The organism is Bradyrhizobium sp. CIR48 (genome assembly GCF_014198315.1).
GTDB lineage: Bacteria > Pseudomonadota > Alphaproteobacteria > Rhizobiales > Xanthobacteraceae > Bradyrhizobium.
On the sequence record NZ_JACIHG010000001.1, the window covers coordinates 564,315 to 586,181 of the forward strand.

At 63.7% G+C, this 21,867-nt stretch carries 21 protein-coding genes; 13 read left to right on the plus strand and 8 right to left on the minus strand.

The window, feature by feature from the left end:
• Nucleotides 1-321 precede the first annotated feature (321 nt).
• The 3 genes from GGD66_RS02780 to tyrS form a co-directional block, all read right to left on the minus strand.
• Nucleotides 322-759 carry a DoxX family protein gene (locus tag GGD66_RS02780; protein ID WP_179730583.1) on the minus strand — a complete coding sequence of 146 codons (438 nt, stop codon included), beginning with the start codon at nucleotides 757-759 and terminating at the stop codon, nucleotides 322-324.
• 220 nt (nucleotides 760-979) lie between these two features.
• The gene (locus tag GGD66_RS02785) at nucleotides 980-2,227 is read right to left on the minus strand and encodes an MFS transporter (RefSeq protein WP_018323025.1); all 1,248 of its coding nucleotides are present in this window, start codon (nucleotides 2,225-2,227) and stop codon (nucleotides 980-982) included.
• A gap of 57 nt (nucleotides 2,228-2,284) precedes the next feature.
• A complete protein-coding gene (tyrS, locus tag GGD66_RS02790) occupies nucleotides 2,285-3,538 on the minus strand; it encodes a tyrosine--tRNA ligase (protein ID WP_183256819.1) in 1,254 nt (417 codons plus the stop codon).
• Between the two features lie 165 nt (nucleotides 3,539-3,703).
• Here tyrS and GGD66_RS02795 point away from each other — a divergent pair, with 165 nt between their 5' ends.
• The 3 genes from GGD66_RS02795 to GGD66_RS02805 all read left to right on the plus strand — a co-directional run bounded on the left by GGD66_RS02795 (nucleotide 3,704) and on the right by GGD66_RS02805 (nucleotide 6,158).
• Nucleotides 3,704-4,807 carry an anhydro-N-acetylmuramic acid kinase gene (locus GGD66_RS02795; protein WP_183256820.1) on the plus strand — a complete coding sequence of 368 codons (1,104 nt, stop codon included), beginning with the start codon at nucleotides 3,704-3,706 and terminating at the stop codon, nucleotides 4,805-4,807.
• Between the two features lie 340 nt (nucleotides 4,808-5,147).
• A complete protein-coding gene (locus tag GGD66_RS02800) occupies nucleotides 5,148-5,825 on the plus strand; it encodes a glutathione S-transferase family protein (protein ID WP_183256821.1) in 678 nt (225 codons plus the stop codon).
• 9 nt (nucleotides 5,826-5,834) lie between these two features.
• On the plus strand, nucleotides 5,835-6,158 hold the full coding sequence (locus tag GGD66_RS02805) for a multidrug efflux SMR transporter (protein ID WP_018323029.1): 324 nt from the start codon (nucleotides 5,835-5,837) through the stop codon (nucleotides 6,156-6,158).
• A gap of 110 nt (nucleotides 6,159-6,268) precedes the next feature.
• On the opposite strand, the gene GGD66_RS02810 is transcribed toward GGD66_RS02805, so the two are convergent.
• A complete protein-coding gene (locus tag GGD66_RS02810; RefSeq protein WP_014495555.1) occupies nucleotides 6,269-6,916 on the minus strand; it encodes an alpha/beta hydrolase in 648 nt (215 codons plus the stop codon).
• A gap of 351 nt (nucleotides 6,917-7,267) precedes the next feature.
• Here GGD66_RS02810 and GGD66_RS02815 point away from each other — a divergent pair, with 351 nt between their 5' ends.
• From GGD66_RS02815 to GGD66_RS02850, 8 genes are all read left to right on the plus strand, one after another.
• The gene (locus tag GGD66_RS02815; protein ID WP_183256822.1) at nucleotides 7,268-8,407 is read left to right on the plus strand and encodes a cysteine desulfurase family protein; all 1,140 of its coding nucleotides are present in this window, start codon (nucleotides 7,268-7,270) and stop codon (nucleotides 8,405-8,407) included.
• A gap of 125 nt (nucleotides 8,408-8,532) precedes the next feature.
• Nucleotides 8,533-10,029: a Fe-S cluster assembly protein SufB gene (gene sufB / locus GGD66_RS02820; protein WP_183256823.1), complete on the plus strand. Its 1,497-nt coding sequence runs from the start codon at nucleotides 8,533-8,535 to the stop codon at nucleotides 10,027-10,029.
• A 61-nt stretch (nucleotides 10,030-10,090) separates the two neighbouring features.
• Nucleotides 10,091-10,843 carry a Fe-S cluster assembly ATPase SufC gene (gene sufC, locus GGD66_RS02825; protein WP_020508824.1) on the plus strand — a complete coding sequence of 251 codons (753 nt, stop codon included), beginning with the start codon at nucleotides 10,091-10,093 and terminating at the stop codon, nucleotides 10,841-10,843.
• A gap of 11 nt (nucleotides 10,844-10,854) precedes the next feature.
• On the plus strand, nucleotides 10,855-12,159 hold the full coding sequence (gene sufD / locus GGD66_RS02830) for a Fe-S cluster assembly protein SufD (RefSeq protein WP_183256824.1): 1,305 nt from the start codon (nucleotides 10,855-10,857) through the stop codon (nucleotides 12,157-12,159).
• Nucleotides 12,156-13,403, plus strand: coding sequence for a cysteine desulfurase (locus tag GGD66_RS02835; RefSeq protein WP_183256825.1), 1,248 nt, complete (start codon nucleotides 12,156-12,158; stop codon nucleotides 13,401-13,403). Before sufD ends, GGD66_RS02835 begins: the two co-directional genes overlap by 4 nt.
• Nucleotides 13,400-13,771 (plus strand): SUF system Fe-S cluster assembly protein, encoded by a 372-nt coding sequence (locus GGD66_RS02840; protein ID WP_018323035.1) that lies wholly within the window; start codon nucleotides 13,400-13,402, stop codon nucleotides 13,769-13,771. Before GGD66_RS02835 ends, GGD66_RS02840 begins: the two co-directional genes overlap by 4 nt.
• 49 nt (nucleotides 13,772-13,820) lie before the next feature.
• Entirely contained in the window at nucleotides 13,821-14,219 is a 399-nt protein-coding gene (locus tag GGD66_RS02845) for an iron-sulfur cluster assembly accessory protein (protein ID WP_018323036.1), read from the plus strand.
• 211 nt (nucleotides 14,220-14,430) lie between these two features.
• On the plus strand, nucleotides 14,431-14,871 hold the full coding sequence (locus GGD66_RS02850) for a TfoX/Sxy family protein (RefSeq protein WP_183256826.1): 441 nt from the start codon (nucleotides 14,431-14,433) through the stop codon (nucleotides 14,869-14,871).
• Between the two features lie 56 nt (nucleotides 14,872-14,927).
• On the opposite strand, the gene fabA is transcribed toward GGD66_RS02850, so the two are convergent.
• From fabA to GGD66_RS02870, 4 genes are all read right to left on the minus strand, one after another.
• On the minus strand, nucleotides 14,928-15,458 hold the full coding sequence (gene fabA, locus GGD66_RS02855) for a bifunctional 3-hydroxydecanoyl-ACP dehydratase/trans-2-decenoyl-ACP isomerase (protein WP_183256827.1): 531 nt from the start codon (nucleotides 15,456-15,458) through the stop codon (nucleotides 14,928-14,930).
• A gap of 198 nt (nucleotides 15,459-15,656) precedes the next feature.
• Complete coding sequence (locus GGD66_RS02860; RefSeq protein ID WP_183256828.1) at nucleotides 15,657-16,724, minus strand: GGDEF domain-containing protein; 1,068 nt, start codon at nucleotides 16,722-16,724, stop codon at nucleotides 15,657-15,659.
• A gap of 165 nt (nucleotides 16,725-16,889) precedes the next feature.
• Nucleotides 16,890-18,407, minus strand: a complete 1,518-nt coding sequence (locus tag GGD66_RS02865) for a DEAD/DEAH box helicase (RefSeq protein WP_092258561.1) — start codon at nucleotides 18,405-18,407, stop codon at nucleotides 16,890-16,892.
• Nucleotides 18,408-18,707: 300 nt separating this feature from the next.
• Nucleotides 18,708-19,670, minus strand: a complete 963-nt coding sequence (locus GGD66_RS02870) for a helix-turn-helix domain-containing protein (protein WP_183256829.1) — start codon at nucleotides 19,668-19,670, stop codon at nucleotides 18,708-18,710.
• A gap of 207 nt (nucleotides 19,671-19,877) precedes the next feature.
• Between GGD66_RS02870 and GGD66_RS02875 the strand changes: the two genes are divergently transcribed.
• Both GGD66_RS02875 and GGD66_RS02880 read left to right on the plus strand, forming a co-directional pair.
• Entirely contained in the window at nucleotides 19,878-21,386 is a 1,509-nt protein-coding gene (locus tag GGD66_RS02875; protein WP_183256830.1) for a caspase family protein, read from the plus strand.
• 226 nt (nucleotides 21,387-21,612) lie between these two features.
• The gene (locus GGD66_RS02880; RefSeq protein ID WP_092258552.1) at nucleotides 21,613-21,831 is read left to right on the plus strand and encodes a hypothetical protein; all 219 of its coding nucleotides are present in this window, start codon (nucleotides 21,613-21,615) and stop codon (nucleotides 21,829-21,831) included.
• Nucleotides 21,832-21,867: the final 36 nt, after the last annotated feature.

Sequence of the window (21,867 nt, forward strand, 5' to 3'; positions counted from 1 at the left end):
CATGAAGTTCTTACCAATCATGAATGGACGCGTGCGACGTGCTGCCGCGCGCGCAGCGTCCGCAGCCGGATGCGCAAGCATGCAGGCGGAATCGCGCTGTGCCAGTGCGTGGCGCGTCAGGTCGTCGAGACAGATGATGTCGGAATTTGGTGGTGACCGAGCCGGGCCGGAGCGGCAATGAACCGATTCGTTCACCGCGTCGTCATGGCCGTGCTGCTCGTGGCTGCCCTCGTCCTGATCTGGAACCTGCTGGGCGCGCGCTGAGTCGGCACCGGCAGATCCGCCGGTGCCGACTTGCTTTCAGGTTAACTAGCGAGCGCCTCAGCGCCGTGCGTAGGCGTCGCCCGCCGCGTCGCTCTCCTTGCCCATCAGCGCATCTACGCTGACCGAACCGCCGCCGGCGGCCGCGAGGTAGAGGCAGGCGAAGCAGAACAGGATTGCTGCGGTGCCGCCATTGAGCAGCGGCAGGAACACAGGCGCTTCGCCTTTGAGCATGTGGCCCATGAAGTAAGCGAAGGCCATTTCGCCCGAGAGAATGAAAGCGGTGAGGCGGGTGAACAAGCCGAGCATCAGAAGCGCGCCGAGCACGAGCTCGAGCGCACCGGCCGTCCAGATCAGCGGCGGGATGTTGGCGAAGTAGGGGAGCACCGGAAACTTGAAGATCTTTGCGATGCCGTACTGGAACAGCAGCAATCCGGTGACGAAGCGGAACAGGCTCAAGAGAACCGGTTGAAAGCGAGTGAGATACGGAAAGTTCATTGGTTTGTGCCCTCCATCCAATGCTGCGACTTGGACCGCATTCGGTTTCGCCCTGCAAGCCGTGCACACTCGATTCGTCCTGACATTTTCGTCATGTCGGACAAAACACCGCAGGCCACGATTTCAGCCGCGTGCGACCGCACTTTTTGCGCGTGTTCCCCGTCGCGCCCATCCGTAATTTGCCGGTGACGCGGACGCGCGCAAGTTACCTCCAGGAAACTTACCGCCGCAAGGCGGGCACGATTAGGAACGGGATCATCCCGAGCACCACGCTCGCAAGTGCGAAAGCAAGCAGCGCGTTATACCCGTGGGTCGCGTCATGGATCAGGCCGCCGCTCCAGGAGCCGAACGCCGAGCCGAGTCCACTGCCGATCGAGATGGTGCCGTAGATGGTGCCGACCCGCTTGCCCTGGAAAATCCTCATCGCCGTGGCGCTGATCAGCGGGCCGCGCGAGCCCATCATGCTGCCGAAGCAGACGACGAAACCGGTGAGCAGCAGGATGTTCGGAGAATACTGCAACAGCCACAGCAGGACGATGCCGAGGATCGAGATCGCGTAGCTCAGCAGCACCGACGGCCGGCGCCCGATTAGGCCGTCGAGCGCGGACACGCCGAGCATGCCAAACACAAGCACGACGCCAGAGAAGCCCCAGGCGGTCGCAGCCTGCAGCGGCGGGAAGCCGGCGTCGATCAGATAGGCCACGATCTGCGCGGCAATTGAGTACATGCCGACGGCAGTGAAGAAGAAGGTCCAGAACAGCGCCCAGAACGCGTGATGGCGCATGGCACGAAGGAGGGTCCAGCCATTGTCGACGAAATCAGGATCGGTCCTTTTCACGACATGCGGCGAGCCCGCAGCGAACAGCCGCCACGGCAGCAGCATCAGCGGGAGCAACAGGCCGAGTGCCGTAAAGCCGAATAGCTGGTAGGTGTCGCGCCAGCCGACGTGATCGATCAGGAGCTGCGAGGCCGGCAGCAGCGCCAGCACGCCGCCGCCCATCGCCGAATACACCACCGACATTGCAGTCGGCAGACGGGGCCCGAACCAACGGCCGAGCAGGATCGAGTTCGGCACGATGCCGATGAAGGCAACGCCGATGCCGACGCAGAGGCCGATCGAGAGTTGGAACTGCCAGAGATGTTGCGCGTGGGCTGCGACCAGGAACGCCGCGCCCAGCAGCAACAGCCCGAGCGCATAGACGATGCGTGGTCCGGAATGGTCGAACAGGCGTCCGACGAAGGGCGCAGTGAGACCGCTCGCGAGCCAGGTCAGTGAATAGACCGAGACGATCTGCGCGCGGTCCCAGCCAAAACTTTCCGAAATCGGTTTCAGGAACACCGTAAAGCTGTCGCCGAGCCCGCGGCCAAGCACGGCCAGCGTGAAGCACAGGGCGAGCACGACGAGCGCGGTGCGAACAGCGTCCCGCTGATCGCTCGCAACGTTCTCCCTGGGCGTGTTCTGATCCATTGCCCTTCAGGGAGCGCGCATCCGTGCGCCCTGACAAGCAGCGAAAAGCTCATACGCCTATGCAGGCTTAAGCAGGACGTGCTTCTTCTTGCCGAAGGAGAGCTTGATCACGCCCTCGGGCGTCAGATTGTCTGTCGACAGTGCCATCTTTTCGTCAGTGACCGGCTCGTCGTTGACGCGAAGGCCGCCGCCCTTGATCTGGCGCCGGGCTTCGCCGTTGGAAGCAACGAGGCCTGCCTTGACGAAGGCGTTGAGCACGCCGAAGCCGGCGTCGATCTCGCCCCGCGGAATTTCCACCGTCGGCAGGGTTTCGGCCAGCGCACCTTCCTCGAAGGTGCGGCGGGCGGTCTCCGCCGCCTCCTTCGCGGCCTCGCGGCCGTGCAGCAGGGCGGTCGCTTCAGTGGCGAGCACCTTCTTGGCCTCGTTGATCTCCGAGCCGCCGAGCGCTTCGAGCTTTCTGATCTCAGCCATCGGCAGCGTCGTGAACAGCTTCAGGAATTTGCCGACGTCGGCATCCTCGGTGTTGCGCCAATACTGCCAGAAATCATAGGGCGAGAACGCGTCGGCGTTGAGCCAGACCGCGCCTTGCGCGGTCTTGCCCATCTTGGCGCCCGATGCGGTCGTCAGCAGCGGCGTCGTCAGCGCGAACAGCTGGTGCGTGCCCATGCGGCGGCCGAGATCGACGCCCATGATGATGTTGCCCCACTGGTCCGAGCCGCCCATCTGCAATTTGCAGCCGGTGCGCTTGGCAAGCTCGACGAAGTCGTAAGCCTGGCAGACCATGTAGTTGAACTCGATGAAGCTCATCTCCTGCTCGCGCTCGAGGCGCAGCCGGACGGAGTCCATGGTCAGCATGCGGTTGACCGAGAAGTGCCGGCCGACGTCGCGCAGCATCTCGATCCAGTTCAGCTTGGTCAGCCACTCCGCATTGTCGAGCATGACGGCGTCGCTTGCGCCGCTGCCGTAGCGCAGCACTTTCGCGAACACGCCGCGGATCGATTCCTTGTTGGCCTCGATCTCGGCGACGGTGCGCATCGCGCGCGTCTCGTCCTTGCCGGAGGGATCGCCCACCATGGTGGTGCCACCGCCCATCAGCGTGATCGGCTTGTTGCCGGACTGCTGCAGCCAATGCAGCATCATCATGGTCAGGTAATTGCCGATATGCAGCGAGCGGGCGGTGCAATCGTAGCCGACATAGGCGGTCGCCTCGCCCTTGGCGGCGAGCGCGTCCAGCCCCTCGAAATCGGAGCATTGGTGGATGAAACCACGTTCCTGCAGGATATTGAGGAAATCCGATTTAAATGCAGTCATCTGTCGGCATGCCCAACAATTCTTGGTTTACTGTTTCGGGAGCAATTTAAGGGTCTTCCGTGGGAACCCGATTGCTGCCCGCCACTTGGCGCTGTGGCATTATAAGATGTGTCCCTCTGGCACAAGATCGGCATGCCGGAGGGGGTCTCTTGAGGACGCTGATCCATGATGTTGACGGCACTCGGTTTGATGAGCGGCACCTCGCTGGACGGGGTGGATGTCGCGCTGATCGAAACCGATGGAAAACAGGTGAAGGCATTTGGGCCGTCCGGCTACCGGGCCTATAGCCCTGCGGAGCGCAATCTGCTGCGTCAGGCCCTCTCCGAGGCTGTGCACCTGGCGCAACGTGACGCCCGGCCAGGCATCCTGGCCGAGGCCGAGCGCGCGGTGACACGGGCCCACGCCGAGGCGGTTGCCGCCTTCTTCGCCCAGAACCGCATGAAGCCCGAGGATGTCGACATCGTCGGCTTCCACGGCCAGACCGTGCTGCACCGCCCCGAGCGTAGGCTGACGGTGCAGATCGGTGACGCCCCGGCGCTGGCGAAAGCGATCCATATCCCCGTGATGCATGATTTCCGCGCCGCCGACGTCGAGGCCGGCGGGCAGGGGGCGCCCTTCGTACCAGTCTACCACCGCGCGCTCGCCAACTCGCTGGATCGCGAGGGCCCGATCGTCGTGGTCAATATCGGCGGCGTCTCCAACATCACCTATATCGACGGCAACGATACGCTGATCGCCTGCGACACCGGCCCCGGCAACGCGCTGCTGGACGATTTCATGTACCGCACCATGAACCAGGCGTTCGATGCGGAAGGAAAGTTCGCAGCCCTCGGGAAGGTCGATGAGGTCTGGATCGCTCGCGCGCTGGAGCTGCCGTTCTTTGCGCTGCCTCCGCCGAAATCGCTCGATCGCAACGATTTTGCCGCCTTGAGGCTCGGCGACGTGGCGCCGGCCGACGGTGCGGCGACCCTGACCGCCTTCACCGCGACGGCGATCACCCGCATCATCCCGTTGCTCCCGCGTCGGCCGCGCAGCTGGATCGTCTGCGGCGGCGGCGCCCGCAACCTCACCATGCTCCGCATGCTGCGGGAGCGGGTGGGATCGGCGACAGTCGAGGCCGCCGAGACGCTCGGCTGGGCCTCCGACGCCATCGAAGCCCAGGCCTTCGGCTTCCTCGCGGCGCGCGGGCTGAAGGGCCTGCCATTGTCCTATCCGACCACCACGGGCGTGCCGATGCCGATGACGGGCGGGGTGATCGCGCGGCCCTGAGCGCGGCCGTTGTTCGCGCGCCGTCATCGCGAGCGACAGCGGAAGCAATTCCAAGGAACGCAGTCATTCCCCGCGAAGGCGGGGAATCCAGTACGCCGCGGCTTATCGGTTCAATCACTGCCGTCTAGCTGGCTGCACCGCAGGGCCCCAAGGCTGTTTCGTCCCCTTGTCCTGCTGGCCATTCTGGCGGCCTGCGTCGCCTTTATCGCGATCGGAATGGCGATCAACCCACTCCCGGTTCGGCCGTAACGCCAGTTCAATGCAACTGCATTGATCTTGACGTGTGCATGCAAGTGCATTTATATTGGATGCAGTTGCATCGAACCGCCGGGATCGCGCCATGACCGCTTCACTGAAACTGATCAGCCACAAGCTTTGTCCCTACGTGCAGCGCGCCGTGATCGCGCTGACGGAGAAGGGCGTTCCGTTCGAGCGGGTCGATATCGATCTCGCCAACAAGCCGGACTGGTTCTTAAAGCTCTCGCCGCTCGGCAAGGTGCCGGTGCTGGTTGTGACGACCGACAAGGGCGAGGTCGCGCTGTTCGAGAGCAACGTGATCTGTGAATACATCGAGGAGACGCAAGCAGGCCTCGAGCTGCATCCGGCGGATGCGCTGAAGCGTGCCGAGCATCGCGCCTGGATGGAGTTCGGCTCGGCGATCCTCGGCGACCTCTGGGGACTGGAGACGACGACGGATCCGGCGACCTTCGAAACCAAGCGCCAGGCGCTCGCTGCGAAATTCGCGCGCGTCGAGGCAGCGCTTGGCGCGGGCCCGTATTTCGCAGGCGATGCGTTCAGCCTGGTCGATGCGGTGTTCGCACCCGTCTTCCGCTATTTCGATGTGTTCGACGAACTGACCGAGCTCGGCATCTTCAGCGATCTTCCGAAGGTGCGGGCGTGGCGTGCGGAGCTGGCGAAGCGTCCGAGCGTACGCACCGCGGTCGGCGCCGACTATCCGCAATTGCTGCGGGCTTTCCTGGTGCGGCACGACGCCCATCTGCTCAAGCTCGCCGCCTGAGGCGAGCCGATGTCACAATCCATGGCCTGGCTGATGCTGGTGATCGCCGGCGCGCTCGATGTCGGCTGGGCGATCTCGATGAAGTACGCGGAAGGCTACACGCGGGTGGGCTGGAGCATCGCTTCGCTGGTGTTGCTCGCGGCCTTCGTCTTCCTGCTCGGGCGCGCCTTGAAGGTGCTCGAGGTTGGCGTTGCCTATTCGGTGTGGACCGGCATTGGGGCTGCCGGAACCTTCGTCATGGGCGTGGTGCTGTTCGGCGAGACCTTGAGCGCGATGAAGCTTGCCGGCATCGCGCTCGTCTTGACAGGGATCGCCGCGCTCAAGCTGGCTTGAGCTGCGAGCCTTGGCTTCGTAGCCCGGATGGAGCGGAGCGCAATCCGGGGCCGTGTATCCGCGGATGGATTTTCCCGGATTTCGCTTCGCTCCATCCGGGCTACAAGGTCTCAGCGCACGTTCGCGAGCCGCATGTCGAGATAGGCGGTGATGGTTTCCATCAGCGGCTCGAGCTTGGCGTCGAAGAAATGGTTGGCGCCGGGGATGACCTGCTGGTCGATCACGATGCCCTTCTGCGTCTTCAGCTTCTCGACCAGCGTGTTGACGTCCTTCGGCGGCACCACCGCGTCCTTCTCGCCATGCACGATCAGGCCCGACGACGGGCAGGGCGCAAGGAACGAGAAGTCGTAGAGGTTGGCCGGCGGCGCGATCGAGATGAAGCCCTCGACCTCGGGGCGGCGCATCAGAAGCTGCATGCCGATCCAGGCGCCGAAGGAGAAGCCGGCGACCCAGCAAGCGCGCGCTTCGGGATTGATGGTCTGCGCCCAGTCGAGGGCTGCGGCGGCGTCCGACAATTCGCCGGTGCCGTGGTCGAACGAGCCCTGGCTGCGGCCGACGCCGCGGAAATTGAAGCGCAGCACCGAGAAGCCACGATGCGCGAACGCATAATAGCACTGGTACACGATCTGATGATTCATCGTGCCGTGAAACTGCGGATGCGGATGCAGGATCATCGCGATCGGCGCGTTCTTCTGCTTGGCCGGGTGATAGCGGCCTTCGAGACGGCCGGCAGGGCCAGTGAAAATAACTTCAGGCATCGATGATCTCTTGATTGACTTGCTGGAGAGACGATCCTCGGCAATCAACCGATTGTGGCCTCATCGGCAGGTGCCGACGGAAGCGCGAATGAAGGGTGAGAAGGCGCGCCTTGCGGTGATGCGCTGAAGGCGTGCGGTGACTTGACGGTGCGGGTTCTAACATAGGCAGAGGGTCAAAAAGCAAGCATCTTGAACATCACCCAATGGGCTCAAGGCGTTAGCGTGTCATGGTCGCGTCATCGGCTGTCGCGGATCTGGAATCGCCCGTTGCCAAGCGCATGTCGGGGCGCCATGTCGAGCTGGAGGGGCCCCCACGGGCCAAGTTTCCCAAGCAAGGTAATATAATACTAGATGCGGAACCGCGTTTATCTCGACTGGAATGCGACCACACCGCTACGCGCCGAAGCGCGACGCGCGATGCTCGCCGCCTGGGACCTGGTCGGCAACCCGTCCTCAGTCCATGCCGAGGGGCGGGAGGCGCGACGGCTGGTCGAGGAGGCCCGCGCCGCGCTCGCGGTGGCGGTAGGGGCGCTGCCGCGGAACGTCGTCTTCACCTCCGCAGGCACGGAAGCCAACGCGCTGGCGCTGTCGCCTGGCCTGCGGCGGTCATCCGGCGGCCCGGTCGAGCGGCTGCTGGTCTCGGCCGTGGAGCACGCTTCGGTGCTGGCCGGTGGCCGGTTCCCGGCGGACAGGGTCAGCCCGATCCCGGTGACGCGTTCCGGTGTGGTTGACCTCGACCATCTCACGAGTCTGCTCGGTGACGGCGCTCCGGCACTGGTTTCCGTCATGGCTGCGAACAACGAAACCGGCGCGCTCCAGCCGGTCGCCGAGATCGCCCGGATCGTCCACGAGGCCGGCGGCCTCCTGCACGTCGATGCAATCCAGGCGCTTGGCAAAATCCCGTTTAAAATCAATGTCATGGGCGCGGATCTTGTGACCTTTTCTGCACATAAGGTCGGCGGCCCCAAGGGCGTCGGCGCTCTGGTCGTGGCGGAGGGACTGACGGGACTGGAGCCGTTGTTGCGGGGAGGCGGCCAAGAGCTGAACCGACGCGCGGGAACCGAGAATGTTGCGGGAATCGCTGGCTTTGGCGCAGCGGTGAAGGCCGCGCTTCAGACTCTTTCCGAAGATGCGGAACAGATGGCAACCCTCAGAACTCGCTTGGAAAACGGCATCCGAGCAATCGCCGGCGCAACGATCTTCTCGGACGAGGTGACGCGGTTGCCAAATACCGTCCTTTTCACCGCGCCCGGCCTCAAGGCTGAAACCGCCGTGATCGGCTTCGACCTCGAAGGCATCGCAGTCTCCTCGGGTTCGGCCTGTTCCTCGGGTAAGGTCCAGCCGTCCCACGTGCTGTCGGCCATGGGGTACGATCCCGCCGTGGCCCAGGGAGCGGTGCGCCTCAGTCTGGGCTGGTCCACGGAACTCGAAGACATCAATAGGGCGTTAGAGGCTTGGCGAAAGCTCGGTAATACCCTACTTAAGAGCTAAGCGATGAAACACGGCTTGAACGGTTCTAAGCACGTGCTTTCCGCCAAAAAACATCGTAATAGACACCGTAATAATCGTTCGAGTTTGATCCACCGCGGTCCTTGAAACCGCGAGCGGAGGATGGAATGCCAGCCGTACAAGAGACGGTCGAGCGCGTGAAGCGCATCGACGTCGACCAGTATCGTTATGGGTTTGAGACCCTGATCGACTCCGAGAAGGCCCCCAAGGGGCTTTCGGAAGAGATCGTAAAATTCATCTCGCAGAAGAAGAACGAACCCGACTGGATGCTCCAGTGGCGGCTCGAGGCCTATCGGCGCTGGCTGACCATGACAGAGCCGACCTGGGCGCGCGTCGACTATCCCAAGATCGACTTCCAGGACCTCTATTATTACGCCGCGCCGAAGCCGAAGAAGACGGTCACCTCGCTGGACGAGATCGATCCGGAGATCCTGAAGACCTACGAAAAGCTCGGCATCCCCTTGCGGGAAGTTGCCATTCTCGAAGGCGTCGAGCCCAAGCCCGGCGAAGAAGATCCCGCCCGCCGCAAGATCGCGGTCGACGCGGTCTTCGATTCGGTGTCGGTTGCGACCACGTTCAAGGCGGAGTTGAAGAAGGCCGGCGTGATCTTCATGCCGATCTCGGAGGCGATCCGCGAGCATCCCGAGCTTGTGCAGAAGTACCTCGGGTCGGTGGTTCCGACCTCGGACAATTTCTACGCGACACTGAACTCGGCGGTGTTCTCCGACGGCTCGTTCGTCTACGTGCCGCCGGGCGTGCGCTGCCCGATGGAGCTTTCGACCTATTTCCGCATCAACGAGCGCAACACCGGCCAGTTCGAGCGCACGCTGATCATCGCGGACAAGGGCGCCTACGTCTCCTATCTCGAGGGCTGCACCGCGCCGCAGCGCGATGAGAACCAGCTGCACGCCGCCGTGGTCGAGCTCGTCGCGCATGACGATGCCGAGATCAAATATTCGACGGTGCAGAACTGGTACCCCGGCAATTCGGAAGGCAAGGGCGGCATCTACAATTTCGTCACCAAGCGTGGCGACTGCCGCGGCAACCGTTCGAAGATCTCCTGGACCCAGGTCGAAACGGGTTCGGCGATCACCTGGAAGTATCCGAGCTGCATTCTCCGCGGTGACAATTCGAGCGGCGAGTTCTACTCGATCGCGATCTCGAACGGCTTCCAGCAGGTCGATTCGGGAACCAAGATGATTCATCTCGGCAAGAACACGTCGAGCCGCATCATCTCCAAGGGCATCGCGGCCGGCAAGTCGCAGAACACCTATCGCGGCCTCGTCACCGCGCACCGGAAAGCGACCGGCGCGCGCAACTTCACCGCCTGCGACTCGCTGCTGATCGGCGATAAATGCGGCGCGCACACCGTGCCGTACATCGAGGCCAAGAACTCCTCGGCGACGTTCGAGCACGAAGCGACGACCTCAAAGATCTCCGAGGACGTGCTGTTCTACTGCATCCAGCGCGGTCTCTCGCAGGAGGAGGCGGTCGGCCTCGTCGTCAACGGCTTCGTCAAGGACGTGCTGCAGCAACTGCCGATGGAATTCGCGGTGGAAGCGCAGAAGCTGATCTCGATCTCGCTTGAAGGGTCGGTCGGTTAATACCGACCCTCGCGGTGCGCTTAGGCGCTCCATGCATCATTTGAATAGACTGGACACCAAAATGGCTTTGCTTGAAGTGAAAGACCTCAAGGTTCGTGTCGAGGAGCGTGAGATCCTCCACGGGCTGACGCTGACCGTGAACGAGGGCGAGGTCCATGCGATCATGGGGCCCAACGGCTCCGGCAAATCGACGCTCTCCCACGTCATCGCCGGCAAGCCCGGCTACGAGGTCACCGACGGCCAGATCCTGTTCAAGGGTGAGGATCTGCTCGAGATGTCGCCGGACGAGCGCGCCGCCAAGGGCGTGTTCCTGGCGTTCCAGTATCCGGTCGAGATTCCCGGCGTCGCCACCATGAACTTCCTGCGCACCGCGCTGAATGCGCAGCGCAAGGCGCGCGGCGAGGATGAATATTCGACGCCGGACTTCCTGAAGAAGGTCCGCGAGGTCTCGAAGTCGTTGAACATCCCGCAGGACATGCTCAAGCGCGGCGTCAATGTCGGCTTCTCCGGCGGTGAGAAGAAGCGCAACGAGGTGCTGCAGATGGCGCTGTTCGAGCCGAGCCTGTGCATCCTCGACGAGATGGATTCCGGCCTCGACATCGATGCGCTGCGCATCGCGGCCGACGGCGTCAACGCGCTGCGTTCGCCGGGGCGTGCGATGGTCGTCATCACCCACTATCAGCGGCTGCTGAACTACATCGTGCCCGACGTCGTGCACGTGATGTCGAAGGGCCGTGTCGTGAAGAGCGGCGGTAAGGAATTGGCGCTGGAGCTGGAAGCATCCGGCTACGCCCAGTTCGAGGATGCCGCGTAAGGAATTTTGCGATGAACGTTGCTGTGGCAAAGACCGGAAAGGGCCGCGCGGTGAGCGATCTCTTCACCAGCGCCGAGGGCCGGCTGCCGGGTTCGTCCGCGGTCACCGCTGTGCGCCGCGAGGCGTTCGAGACCTATGAGCGTCTCGGCCTTCCGCACCGCCGGATCGAGGAATGGAAATACACCGACCTGCGCGCGCTGGTCGGCGAGGTGCTGCCGCTGGCAGCCGCGCCCGATGCGGCCGCGCTGAAGCTCGCCGCGGACACAGTGAAGACGCATGCGATCGCAGGCGCACGCAAGCTGGTGCTGGTCGACGGCGTGTTCGCAGCCGATCTTTCCGACGTGAAGGCATTTGTCGCCGAGGTCGGCTTCAAGACGCTACGGGAGACGTTGGAGAAGGATGCCGGTCTGTTGAAGACCGCGTCCACCGATGCCGTGATCTCGCTCAACGCGGCGATGGCGACCGACGGCGTCGTGCTCGATATCGCCGATGGCGCACAGCTGTCCGCACCGATCCAGATCATCCACATCGCCACCGCCACATCGGCGTCGGCCTTCACCCGCTCGCAGGTCACGATCGGCAAGGGCGCGCGCGCCACCATCGTCGAGAGCTTCGTTGCGGCAGGCGCTGCGGCCTACCAGGTCAATGACGCCGTGATCGTTTCTGTCGGCGATGACGCCGACGTTGCACACATTCGCCTGATGGACGATGCACCCGACGCCTTGAACGTCTCGTCGCACTTCGTCACCGTCGGCGCCAATGTGAAGTTCAATTTCTTCAACATGACGACCGGGGCTGCTGTCAGCCGCCTCCAGGGCTTCATCACGCTGGCGGGCGAGGGCAGCGAGCTCTCCGCCAACGGCGTCAACCTGTTGCAGAAGACCGAGCATGGCGACACCACGCTGGTGGTCGACCATGCCGTGCCGAACTGCGTCAGCCGCGAAGTTTTCCGTGCGGTGATCGACGATCGCGCCCATTCGGTGTTCCAGGGCCGCATCATCGTCCGTCCCGATGCGCAGAAGACCGACGGCAAGATGATGACCCGCGCGCTGCTGCTCTCGGATGAAGCCGAGGCCGACAACAAGCCCGAGCTCGAGATCTTCGCCGACGACGTCTCCTGCGGCCACGGCGCGACCGCCGGTGCGCTCGACGACAGCCTGTTGTTCTACCTGAAGGCGCGCGGCCTGCCGGAGAAGCAGGCCCAGGCGCTGCTGATCCAGGCTTTCGTCGGCGAGGCGATCGAGCAGATCGCCGATGACGGTTTGCGCGAGCACGTGATCGGCATTGCCGAGCGCTGGCTGGAGCGGCGGTCATGAGCACGCATCCGGCAGTCAAGAACGGTGCCTACGACGTCGCGCGCGTGCGCCAGGATTTTCCGGCGCTCGCGATGCAGGTCTACGGCAAGAAGCTGGTCTATCTCGACAACGCCGCTTCGGCGCAGAAGCCGAGCGCCGTGCTCGACCGCATGACGCAGGCCTATACGAGCGAATACGCCAACGTGCATCGTGGCCTGCATTACCTCGCCAATGCCGCGACCGAAGCCTATGAGGGCGGCCGCACCAAGGTGGCGCAGTTCATCAACGCGCCCCGTACGGAAGAAGTGATCTTCACCCGCAACGCGACCGAGGCGATCAATCTGGTTGCCTCGTCCTGGGGCGGGCCGAACATCAAAGAGGGCGACGAGATCGTCCTCTCGATCATGGAGCACCATTCCAACATCGTGCCGTGGCACTTCCTGAGGGAACGCCAGGGTGCCGTGATCAAATGGGCGCCGGTCGACGACGAGGGCAATTTCCTCATCGACGAGTTCGAGAAGCTGCTGACGGCCAGGACCAAGCTGGTCGCGATCACGCAGATGTCGAACGCGCTCGGCACCATCGTGCCGGTCAAGGAGGTCGTGAAGATCGCCCATGCCCGCGGCATTCCCGTGCTGGTCGACGGCAGCCAGGGCGCGGTGCATCTGCCCGTCGATGTCCAGGACATCGGCTGCGATTTCTACGTCTTCACCGGCCACAAGGTGTATGGGCCGACCGGAATCGGTATTCTCTGGGCCAAGTACGACCACCTCGTCGCGATGCGTCCCTTCAACGGCGGCGGCGAGATGATCCGCGAGGTCTCGCGCGAGGTCGTCACCTATGGCGATCCCCCGCACAAATTCGAGGCGGGCACGCCCGCGATCGTCGAGGCCGTCGGCCTTGGCGCGGCCATCGACTACGTCAATTCGATCGGCAAGGAGCGCATCGCTGCGCACGAGCACGATCTCACCACCTATGCCCAGGATCGGCTCCGCGAGATCAATTCGCTGCGGCTGATCGGCACGGCACGGGGCAAGGGCCCGGTGATCTCGTTCGAGCTGAAGGGCGCGCACGCCCACGACGTCGCCACCGTGATCGACCGCCAGGGCATCGCGGTGCGCGCCGGCACCCATTGCGTGATGCCGCTTTTAGAGCGGTTCAACGTAACGGCCACCTGCCGGGCCTCGTTCGGCATGTATAATACGCTGGAAGAAGTCGATCATCTGGCACAGGCGCTTTTGAAGGCGCGGGATTTGTTCGCATGAGTGACACGGCCGAAATCAAAGCTAGTCCGATGGAGACCCATTCGGCGCTGCCGCCGGAGGAAACCGAGCGGCTGACCACGGAGATCATCGCCGGGCTGAAGACCGTGTTCGACCCGGAAATCCCGGCCGACATCTACGAGCTCGGCCTGATCTACAAGGTCGAGATCAAGGACGACCGCTCCGTCGACGTCCAGATGACGCTGACGACGCCGAACTGCCCGGCCGCCGGCGAGCTGCCGACCATGGTCGAGAACGCGGTTGCCAGCGTCCCCGGCGTCGGCGTGGTCGACGTCAAGGTCGTCTGGGAGCCGCCGTGGTCGCCGGAACGCATGAGCGACGAGGCGCGCCTCGTGCTCAACATGTGGTGACGCGTAACCTCAGCATTGAATTTGCTCCGCAACGGACCAGATAGATAAGATGACCCAGGCGACACCAGCATCCACTCCGAAGCCGCGGCGGCCGCGCCCGCAGGTGATGCGGCTGACGGACGCTGCTGCCCAGCGCATCACCGAGCTGACCCAGCGCGCCGATTCCGAGATCGTCGGCTTGCGCGTCGGCGTGAAGAACGGCGGCTGCGCCGGCCAGTCATACACGGTCGAATACGCCCACGACGTCCGCCCGACCGACGAGGTCGTCGAGGACAAGGGCGTCAAGATCCTGGTCGATCCCAAGGCCGTGCTGTTCCTGCTCGGCACCGAGATGGACTACAAGGCCGACAAGATGCAGGCCCAGTTCGTCTTCAACAATCCGAACCAGATCTCCGCCTGCGGCTGCGGCGAGTCGGTCGAGCTGCGGCCGGCCAAGATCGACGGGTAGGCCCGGCTCACGCTAAGCACTCCGCTGTCGTCCCCGCGGACGCGGGGACCCATACCGCGTGGATCTATCTTGAGCGGAAGGTGCCAGTACCGGAGCTGGCACGACTAACAGTCTTCGCTAAACTCCTCCCTGTGGTTATCGCGACGAGCGCGAAGCGCTCGCGCTGGGGTCCCTGCGTTCGCAGGGACGACACTAGGGAGTTAGTTGGGCCATGGACCGCGAATTCCTGATCGACCTGTTCGCCGATTTCGGCCCCGTCACCATCCGAAAAATGTTCTCCGGCTACGGCATCTCCGCCGACGGCATCAACTTCGCGCTCTCACTGCGTGCCGGCCTGTTCTTGCGCGCAGACGAGGTGACGATCCCGGACTTTGAAGCCGAAGGCTCAAAACCATTTCAATATTCGACCCGCGCCAAGACCGTGGTGGTCAACTCCTATTGGGAACTGCCGGCGCGCCTGTTCGACGATTCCGCCGAGCTCGCGCAATGGGCGACGGCGGCACTCGCCGCCGCCCAGCGCGCCAAGGTGAAGACGCGGCCGAAGAAGGTTGCGTCGAAGAAGTCCGTTGCAAAGAAGCGGTTGGCGAAGAAGCCAGTCAAGAAGACGGTCCGTAGGGTGGGCAAAGCGAAGCGTGCCCACCGTTCGAAATAATCATGCGCAGATTGTGGGCGCGGCGCTGTGCGCGCCTTTGCCCACCCTACGAGAGCTCAGTCTGCGGCCTTGGTCAGGCCGACCATCATGTCCTTCGCCGTAAACATGCAGATGCCGTCGGCGAGCACGCGGCCGTCGGCTATCCCGAGCACCAGCTTGCCGCGCCTGACCATCCTCATGGCTACCTCGTAACGCACGCATCGCGTCTCCGGCGTGACGGCGCCCGTGCACTCGACTTCGCCGACGCCGATGGCGCGGCCCTTGCCCGGTGAGCCTGACCAGCCGAGCCAATACCCCACCATCTGCCACATGGCGTCCAGTGCGAGCGTCGGCGGCATCATCGCGTCACCGCAATAATGGGCATCGAAGAACCAGTGGTCCGGCACGATGTCCAGCTCGCCGACGATATGGCCCTTGCCGAATTCGCCGCCGTCCAGGCTGATTTCCGTGATGCGGTCCATCATCAGCATCGGCGGCGCGGGCAATTGCGCATTGCCGGGGCCGAAATAGCCGCCGTCGCTCGATCTCAGCAGCTCATCCCTGGTGTAGGACGATTGCGGCGTGTGAAAATCATGGGGATTGGGCACGACGACAAGTCCTTTGCGGGCTCGGGTGCAGACGGCCAATGTTGTCGTGTCAGATTTTGTTCGCCACGGAATAATGTCAAGCGGCGATGCAGTAGGGTGGGCAAAGCGAAGCGTGCCCACGGTTCGAAATAATCATGCCGAGATCGTGGGCACGGCGCTCAGGCGCCTTTGCCCACCCTACGGCAGCTCTTTGAAAATCTACGCCACCCGGCTGTGGATTTCGACCGCGTATTCCGGATCGGCTTCACAGATCACGCGGTTGCGGCCGTTGCGCTTGGCGGCGTAGAGGCAGGCATCCGCACGCTCGATCAGCGCGTCGGTGTCGTCGCCCGGCTTGAGCATGGAGACGCCGACGGAGATGGTGACGCGGCCGAGGATCTCGCCGGTCGATTTCTTCTTCAATTCCTTCGCCATCACCGCGCGGCGAATATGGTCGGCCACCGTGAGAGCCTGACGCAGCGCGGTGTTGGGCAGCACAACCGCGAATTCCTCGCCGCCATAGCGCGCGGTGATATCCTGGCCCTTGATGGTCTGCTTCAGCGACAGGCCGACGAGCCGCAGCACCTGGTCGCCGGTGAGATGGCCGTAGGAATCGTTGAACGACTTGAAATGATCGATGTCGAACAGCAGCAGCGACAGCGGCTCGCCCGAGGCGAGGGCGCTCTGCACCGCCATGTCGATCATGCGGTCGAAATATTTGCGGTTGCCAAGGCCCGTGAGCGGATCGGTCAGGCTCTCGGCGCGGATCGCCTCCAGGCTCTGCTGGAGATTGCTGATCTCGTTCTTCGACAGCGTCAGCCGGTCTTCCAGCGTCTTGTTGGTCTCGCGCATCTCGCTGGTCGAACGCAGCAGCGTCTCGACGATCGCCTTGACCTGCTCGCGGTTCTTGGCCGACGCCAGCTTCTCGGTGGCCCGCGACAGGCTGGCATCGTAGGAGCCGGTCATGCCGAGTGCATCGCTCAAGACCTTCATCACGTCGTCGATCTCGCCGATGACGCGCGCGCCGACCTTGTCGATACGGTCGGTGGTCTTGATGTGGGAGAGATAGGTCTCGTAGATCTGCTCGAGATCGGCTTCAGTCAGCTTGCCGCTGCGCGCCAGCGTCTCGTTGACGATCTTGTTGAGAGGCGCGTTGTAGCCAGTGGCGTAGACGTACCAAATCTCATAGTTGCGGGGAATTGCCGTCTGCCGCAGCGATCGGATCTGCCCGAGCGCTACCTCGGCGAACGCTATCGTGCGTTCGTGTTCGTCGAGAACCTTGACCACGGAACATACCCCACAGCGGTCGGTGCGCCGTCGACCGCAGCAATGCTTAAATTATGTTCGTAGGCTAACGGACGATCGTGAACACCCCGTAAATATACGTTCACGAATGCATCTAAAAAATTGTGGGGCGGCTTTGCTCAACCGAAACCTGGGGCGCCTCGCGCCTCAGGCCCCGGCGGGGGAGGAGCGAACCGGCCGCAGCAGAAACGCGGGCAGATGCGAGTGATCGCCCGGCTCGCTGTCGGCCTCGCGCTGGCGGCGGGGCTCGGGACGGCCGATCGACGGCACATGCGAATTATTGGACTGCTGTCGCGCGTCGTGACGCGGCTCGGCCCTGCGCTTGTCGTCGGAACGATGCCTTGCTTCAGCGGGCTGTCTTGCCTCCGAAGAACTCTTTGCTTCGGAAGCATGTCGCGTTTCGCCACGGGCCTCGCGCGGCTCGTGGCTGCGCTCCCGATCACGGCCGCGCTGCGGCTTGCCGCGTCCGCCACGTGAACGTTCGCGGCCACGCGACTCGCGCGGACGCTCGGCCCCATCGGAGGCTTCGGCGTGGATTTCAAAGTCGCCTTCGGCGCGCGGAATGCTCTGGCCGATCAGCTTCTCGATGGCCACCATCGACTTCTGGTCGAGCGGCGTCACGATCGAGATCGCGGTGCCGGTGCGACCAGCGCGGCCGGTGCGGCCGACGCGATGGACGTAGTCATCGGGATGGTGGGGGACGTCGAAATTGAAGACGTGGCTGACCTCGGGAATGTCGAGGCCGCGGGCGGCAACGTCCGAGGCGACGAGGAGGGGGAGCTCACCCTTGCGGAACTGTTCGAGCGCCGCCATGCGGGCCGGCTGGTCCATGTCGCCGTGCAGTGCGCCGACGCTGAAACCATGCTTCTGGAGCGATTTGTGAACGATGGCGACTTCGCGCTTGCGATTGCAGAAGATGATCGCGTTCTTGAGGTCCTTGGCCTCGCGCAGCAGGCGGCGAAGCAACTCGCGCTTCTCATGCGCTTCGCGCCCCGCGGGCACCTGCGACTGCGTGACGGTCACAGCAGTGGTGGCAGGCTTGGACACTTCGACCTTCTGCGGATTGTGCAGGAAGGCTTCGGTGATGCGCCGGATTTCCGGCGGCATGGTCGCGGTGAAGAACAGCGTCTGTCGCGTGAACGGGACGAGCTTGCAGACGCGTTCGATGTCGGGGATGAAGCCCATGTCCAGCATGCGATCGGCTTCGTCGATGACGAGCAGCTCGACCCCGGTGAGGAGCAAGCCGCCGCGCTCGGTATGGTCGAGCAGGCGGCCGGGGGTGGCGATCAGCACGTCGACGCCGCGCGTCAGCTTGGCATCCTGGTCACCGAAGGAAACGCCGCCGATCAGTAGCGCGACGTTGAGTTTCTGGCCGGCGCCGTAGCGGTCGAAGTTTTCCTTGACCTGAGCCGCGAGCTCGCGGGTCGGCTCGAGGATCAGCGTGCGCGGCATCCGCGCCCGGGCCCGGCCCTTTTCGAGGATGGTGAGCATCGGCAGCACGAAGGCCGCGGTCTTGCCAGTGCCGGTCTGGGCGATGCCGAGCACGTCCTTGCGTGCGAGGACGTGGGGGATCGCCTGTTCCTGAATGGGGGTGGGGGTGGTGTAACCGGTGGCCGCCACTGCGGCGAGGACTTTTTCGGACAGTCCGAGATCTGAAAAGGACATTGAGCCTCTGGTCGAAACCGCCGTTCGGAATCGAGGGTAATAAAGGCTGTCGCGTTCCACCCCGAAACGGCGCGCTCTCAAAGAAGCTGGGGGTGCTGACTCACGCGAACAAAGCGCCAGGCTCAGGAATCGGTCTTCGATCTGAGCCGCGTCGCCCCGGAACATAGGCGGGAATCGGCCAAAGTCAATGGAGCGGGCGCGGGAAGGTCCTAAAAAACCTGAGGTTTTTACCAAATAGCGGGTGCAACTGGGGTTTTTCCGCCCAGCCCCGCGCTCCGGCCGGAGCCGCCAAAACGACGGCTAACCCCTATCCGAGCCCTGCGCCCGGAAGTCACCCGGGGCCATGCCATAGGCGGCATTGAAGACCCGGTAGTAGGTCGCCAGGCTCTCGAAGCCGCAAGAGGTCGCGATGTCGGCGATCAGCCGCTCCGGTGCCTCGCGCATCAGGCGGCGGCTCTGTTTCAGGCGTTCGTCCGTCACGGTCTGCGAGAAGCTCTTCGCCGCGGTCTCGAACAGCATGTGCAGGTGGCGCACCGACACGCCGAGCTCGTCGGCCACCATCGTCGGCGCCAGATCCGGGTTTTGCAGTTGGCCCGCGATCAGGCGTCGGGCCCGCGAGAGGCGGGCGGTCCGTAGCGCGGCCTGTCCGCGCCGGCTGCCGGGCCTGACGATGCCGCGCTCGATCAGCGCCAGATGGGCCAGAGCCTGGACGAGGGAGGTCGCATCGCTGGCGCCCTGATCCGCGGAGGCTTCGCCGAGCTCGGCAAAGCAGGCACCGAGCAGGGGCGCCAGGGTGGGATCGCTGAACGTCCGGGGCGCAAGCTCGCGCATGCGTTTGTCCTGCGCCGGGATGCCGCTGACCGGAATCTTCAGGATCCGCAAATGGAAGCCCCCGGCGCCCAGCGGCGCTGTGCGGTAGGGCAGGTCGGTATGGCTGGTGGCGAAACTGCCCGGGGCGATCGCGAAGTCGTTTCCGCGCATGCCGCCGAACCAGCCGCCGCTGCCGAGCTGCTGGTAGACGCAGATGCTGTCGCCGGGTGCGTAGGCGATGTCGGAGCTGCTGCGCTCGACCGTATATTGCGAGGCCTTCAGCTCGACGAGGCCGGCGCCGCCAAGCTGGCGCAGCGAGAATTCGCCGAAAAAGTCCGCGCGCCGTTCGCGCTCGAGTTCGGCGGTGACGCCGAACAATCCCTTGGAGCGCACCTCGCGCCAATAATCGAAGCGATCCTGCGGCTCGACTTCGTCGGTACACCAGCGATACACGGCAGCCCCCTCGCTTCGAGCGCGTTTGCCTGATGCCAAAGAAAAAGCAGATTCCAGCGCAATCTGCCATAGGCAGATCGTGGAACCGGGGCCCGGGCCCTTGAACCCTCGTTACGTCTGGGCCGACTATCACACAGCGGCAGGGGGTCCAATGAACTGCTGTTCGAGGGAAGCGGCCTAGCGCCGTTCTGCAACGGGAATTTTGCGATGACGCGTCGGCTTTTCAGAATTCTGGCGGCCCTTGGCCTGGCGGCGAGCCTGAGCGGCTTCGTAGCTCCCGCCTATGCCGAGAAGCGCGTCGCGCTCGTCATTGGTAATAACGACTACAGGAACGTGCCGAAGCTGCTCAAGGCGGTCAACGACGCCCGCACCATGGGCGATACGCTGAAGCAGCTTGGCTTCTCGGTGATGGTCGCAGAGAACCAGAGCCGGCAGCAATTCTCCGAGACCCTGCTCGCCTTCGACAAGGCGATCGAGCCGGGTGATACCGCGTTCTTCTTCTACGCCGGCCACGGCTTCGAGATCGCGGGCCAGAACTACCTGCTGCCGACGGACGTGCCGGCGGCGACCGAAGGGCAGGAAGAGCTGGTGCGTGACGCCTCGATCCTGGCCGACCGAATCGTCGAGCGCCTCCAGAACAAGAAGGCGCGGACCTCGATCCTGGTGTTCGATGCCTGCCGCAACAACCCGTTCGAGCGCAAGGGTACCCGCGCGGTGGCCGGTGGCGGCGGGCTTGCTCCGATGGTGCAGCTGCCTGAAGGCGTGTTCTCGGTGTTTTCGGCCGGTCCCCGCCAGACCGCGCTCGACCGCCTCTCCAACGACGACGCCAATCCCAATTCGGTGTTCACGCGCACCTTCGCCAAGGAGCTGCTTCAGCCCGGCGAGAACCTCGTGCAGGTGGCGCAGCGCACCCGCCGTGCCGTCAGCGAGATGGCCGATACCGTCAAGCACAGGCAGGTGCCGGTCTATTTCGACCAGATGGTCGACGACGTCTTCCTCAGCGGCATGGCGAAGGACGCCGTCGCGCGGCCGGCTGATCCGCCGCCGCAGAAGCTCGCGGCGCTGCCGCCGGTGTCAGTGCCGCAACTGCCGAAGGAGGAGACCCTCAACGCGCCGATCGCGAGCTTCTCGCGGCATAATGGCGGCTGGAGCGTGGTGTTCTCGTTCGCCGACCCGACGCTCGGCATTTCCTGGCGCATGGCCGGCAAGGGCGATTTCCGCGAGACCGGCTTCATCGACACGCTCGATCCGCGCACGCGCAAGCGGATGCCTAACCCGTCGATCGAATTGCCGCCGGACGCTGCGGCCGGCACCATCGAGGTCCGCTATGTCGATCAATCCGGCGACATGCAGGGACCGTTCCCGATCAGGTTCGATCCCGAGGCCGCGCTGATCCGCGACCAGCGCAAGATCCTCGACATGACGTCGACGAGCTGGCTGTCGTTCCGCGAGTTCAACGGGCTGCTGGTCTACTACACGCACCTCGTGTCTTACCGCTGCGCCATCCGCGAGGTGCGCATCGGCATCGACACTGCCGTGCCCAACCAGGTGCTGAAGATGCCTGCTTGCGACATGCGCGACCCCAATGCGATCACCGCCGGCATGCCGCTCTACATGAAGCTTACCCCCGCCACGCAGTCCGTCTCGGTGGAGCTGACCTATCGCGACGGCAGCGTCTCGGAGATCAAGAGCTTTCGGAGTGCGAACCGGCAGTAGTGATTGACGGCGTTCGCTGGCCGGAGCGCAGCCGTCAAAGCAGGGTGGTGACCCGAGGGAGCGGATTTCTCGCAGCGAGGCTCGGATCCGGCAACAATACAGAAAATCTTACGCAATAGCCTTTATCAATGCGTGAGCTCACCGAACCGAGCAAACCTCTGTTGCTAACCCCGTAATTTGAGCCGAAGACTGGATCAGGCTGGAGGCTAGGCCGGGGGAACGGCTGATGCCAAAAACGATCCAGGAACAACTGGAAGAGGTGGAGCGTGATATCAAGCTTTATAAGGAATTCGATGAGGCCGAGATAGCTCGCTTCGAACGCGAGTCCTTCCTTTGGACCGCTGAAGATCGCATCGAGTGGCAGGAGACGCAGCGTTCGAATAAGCAATATCTCCGCGAACTTCACGACAAACGCCGTGCCTTGCTCAAGGAGATTGGGCGGTGACATGGTACGTCTAGGCCCCCAAGGGGACCAATACAC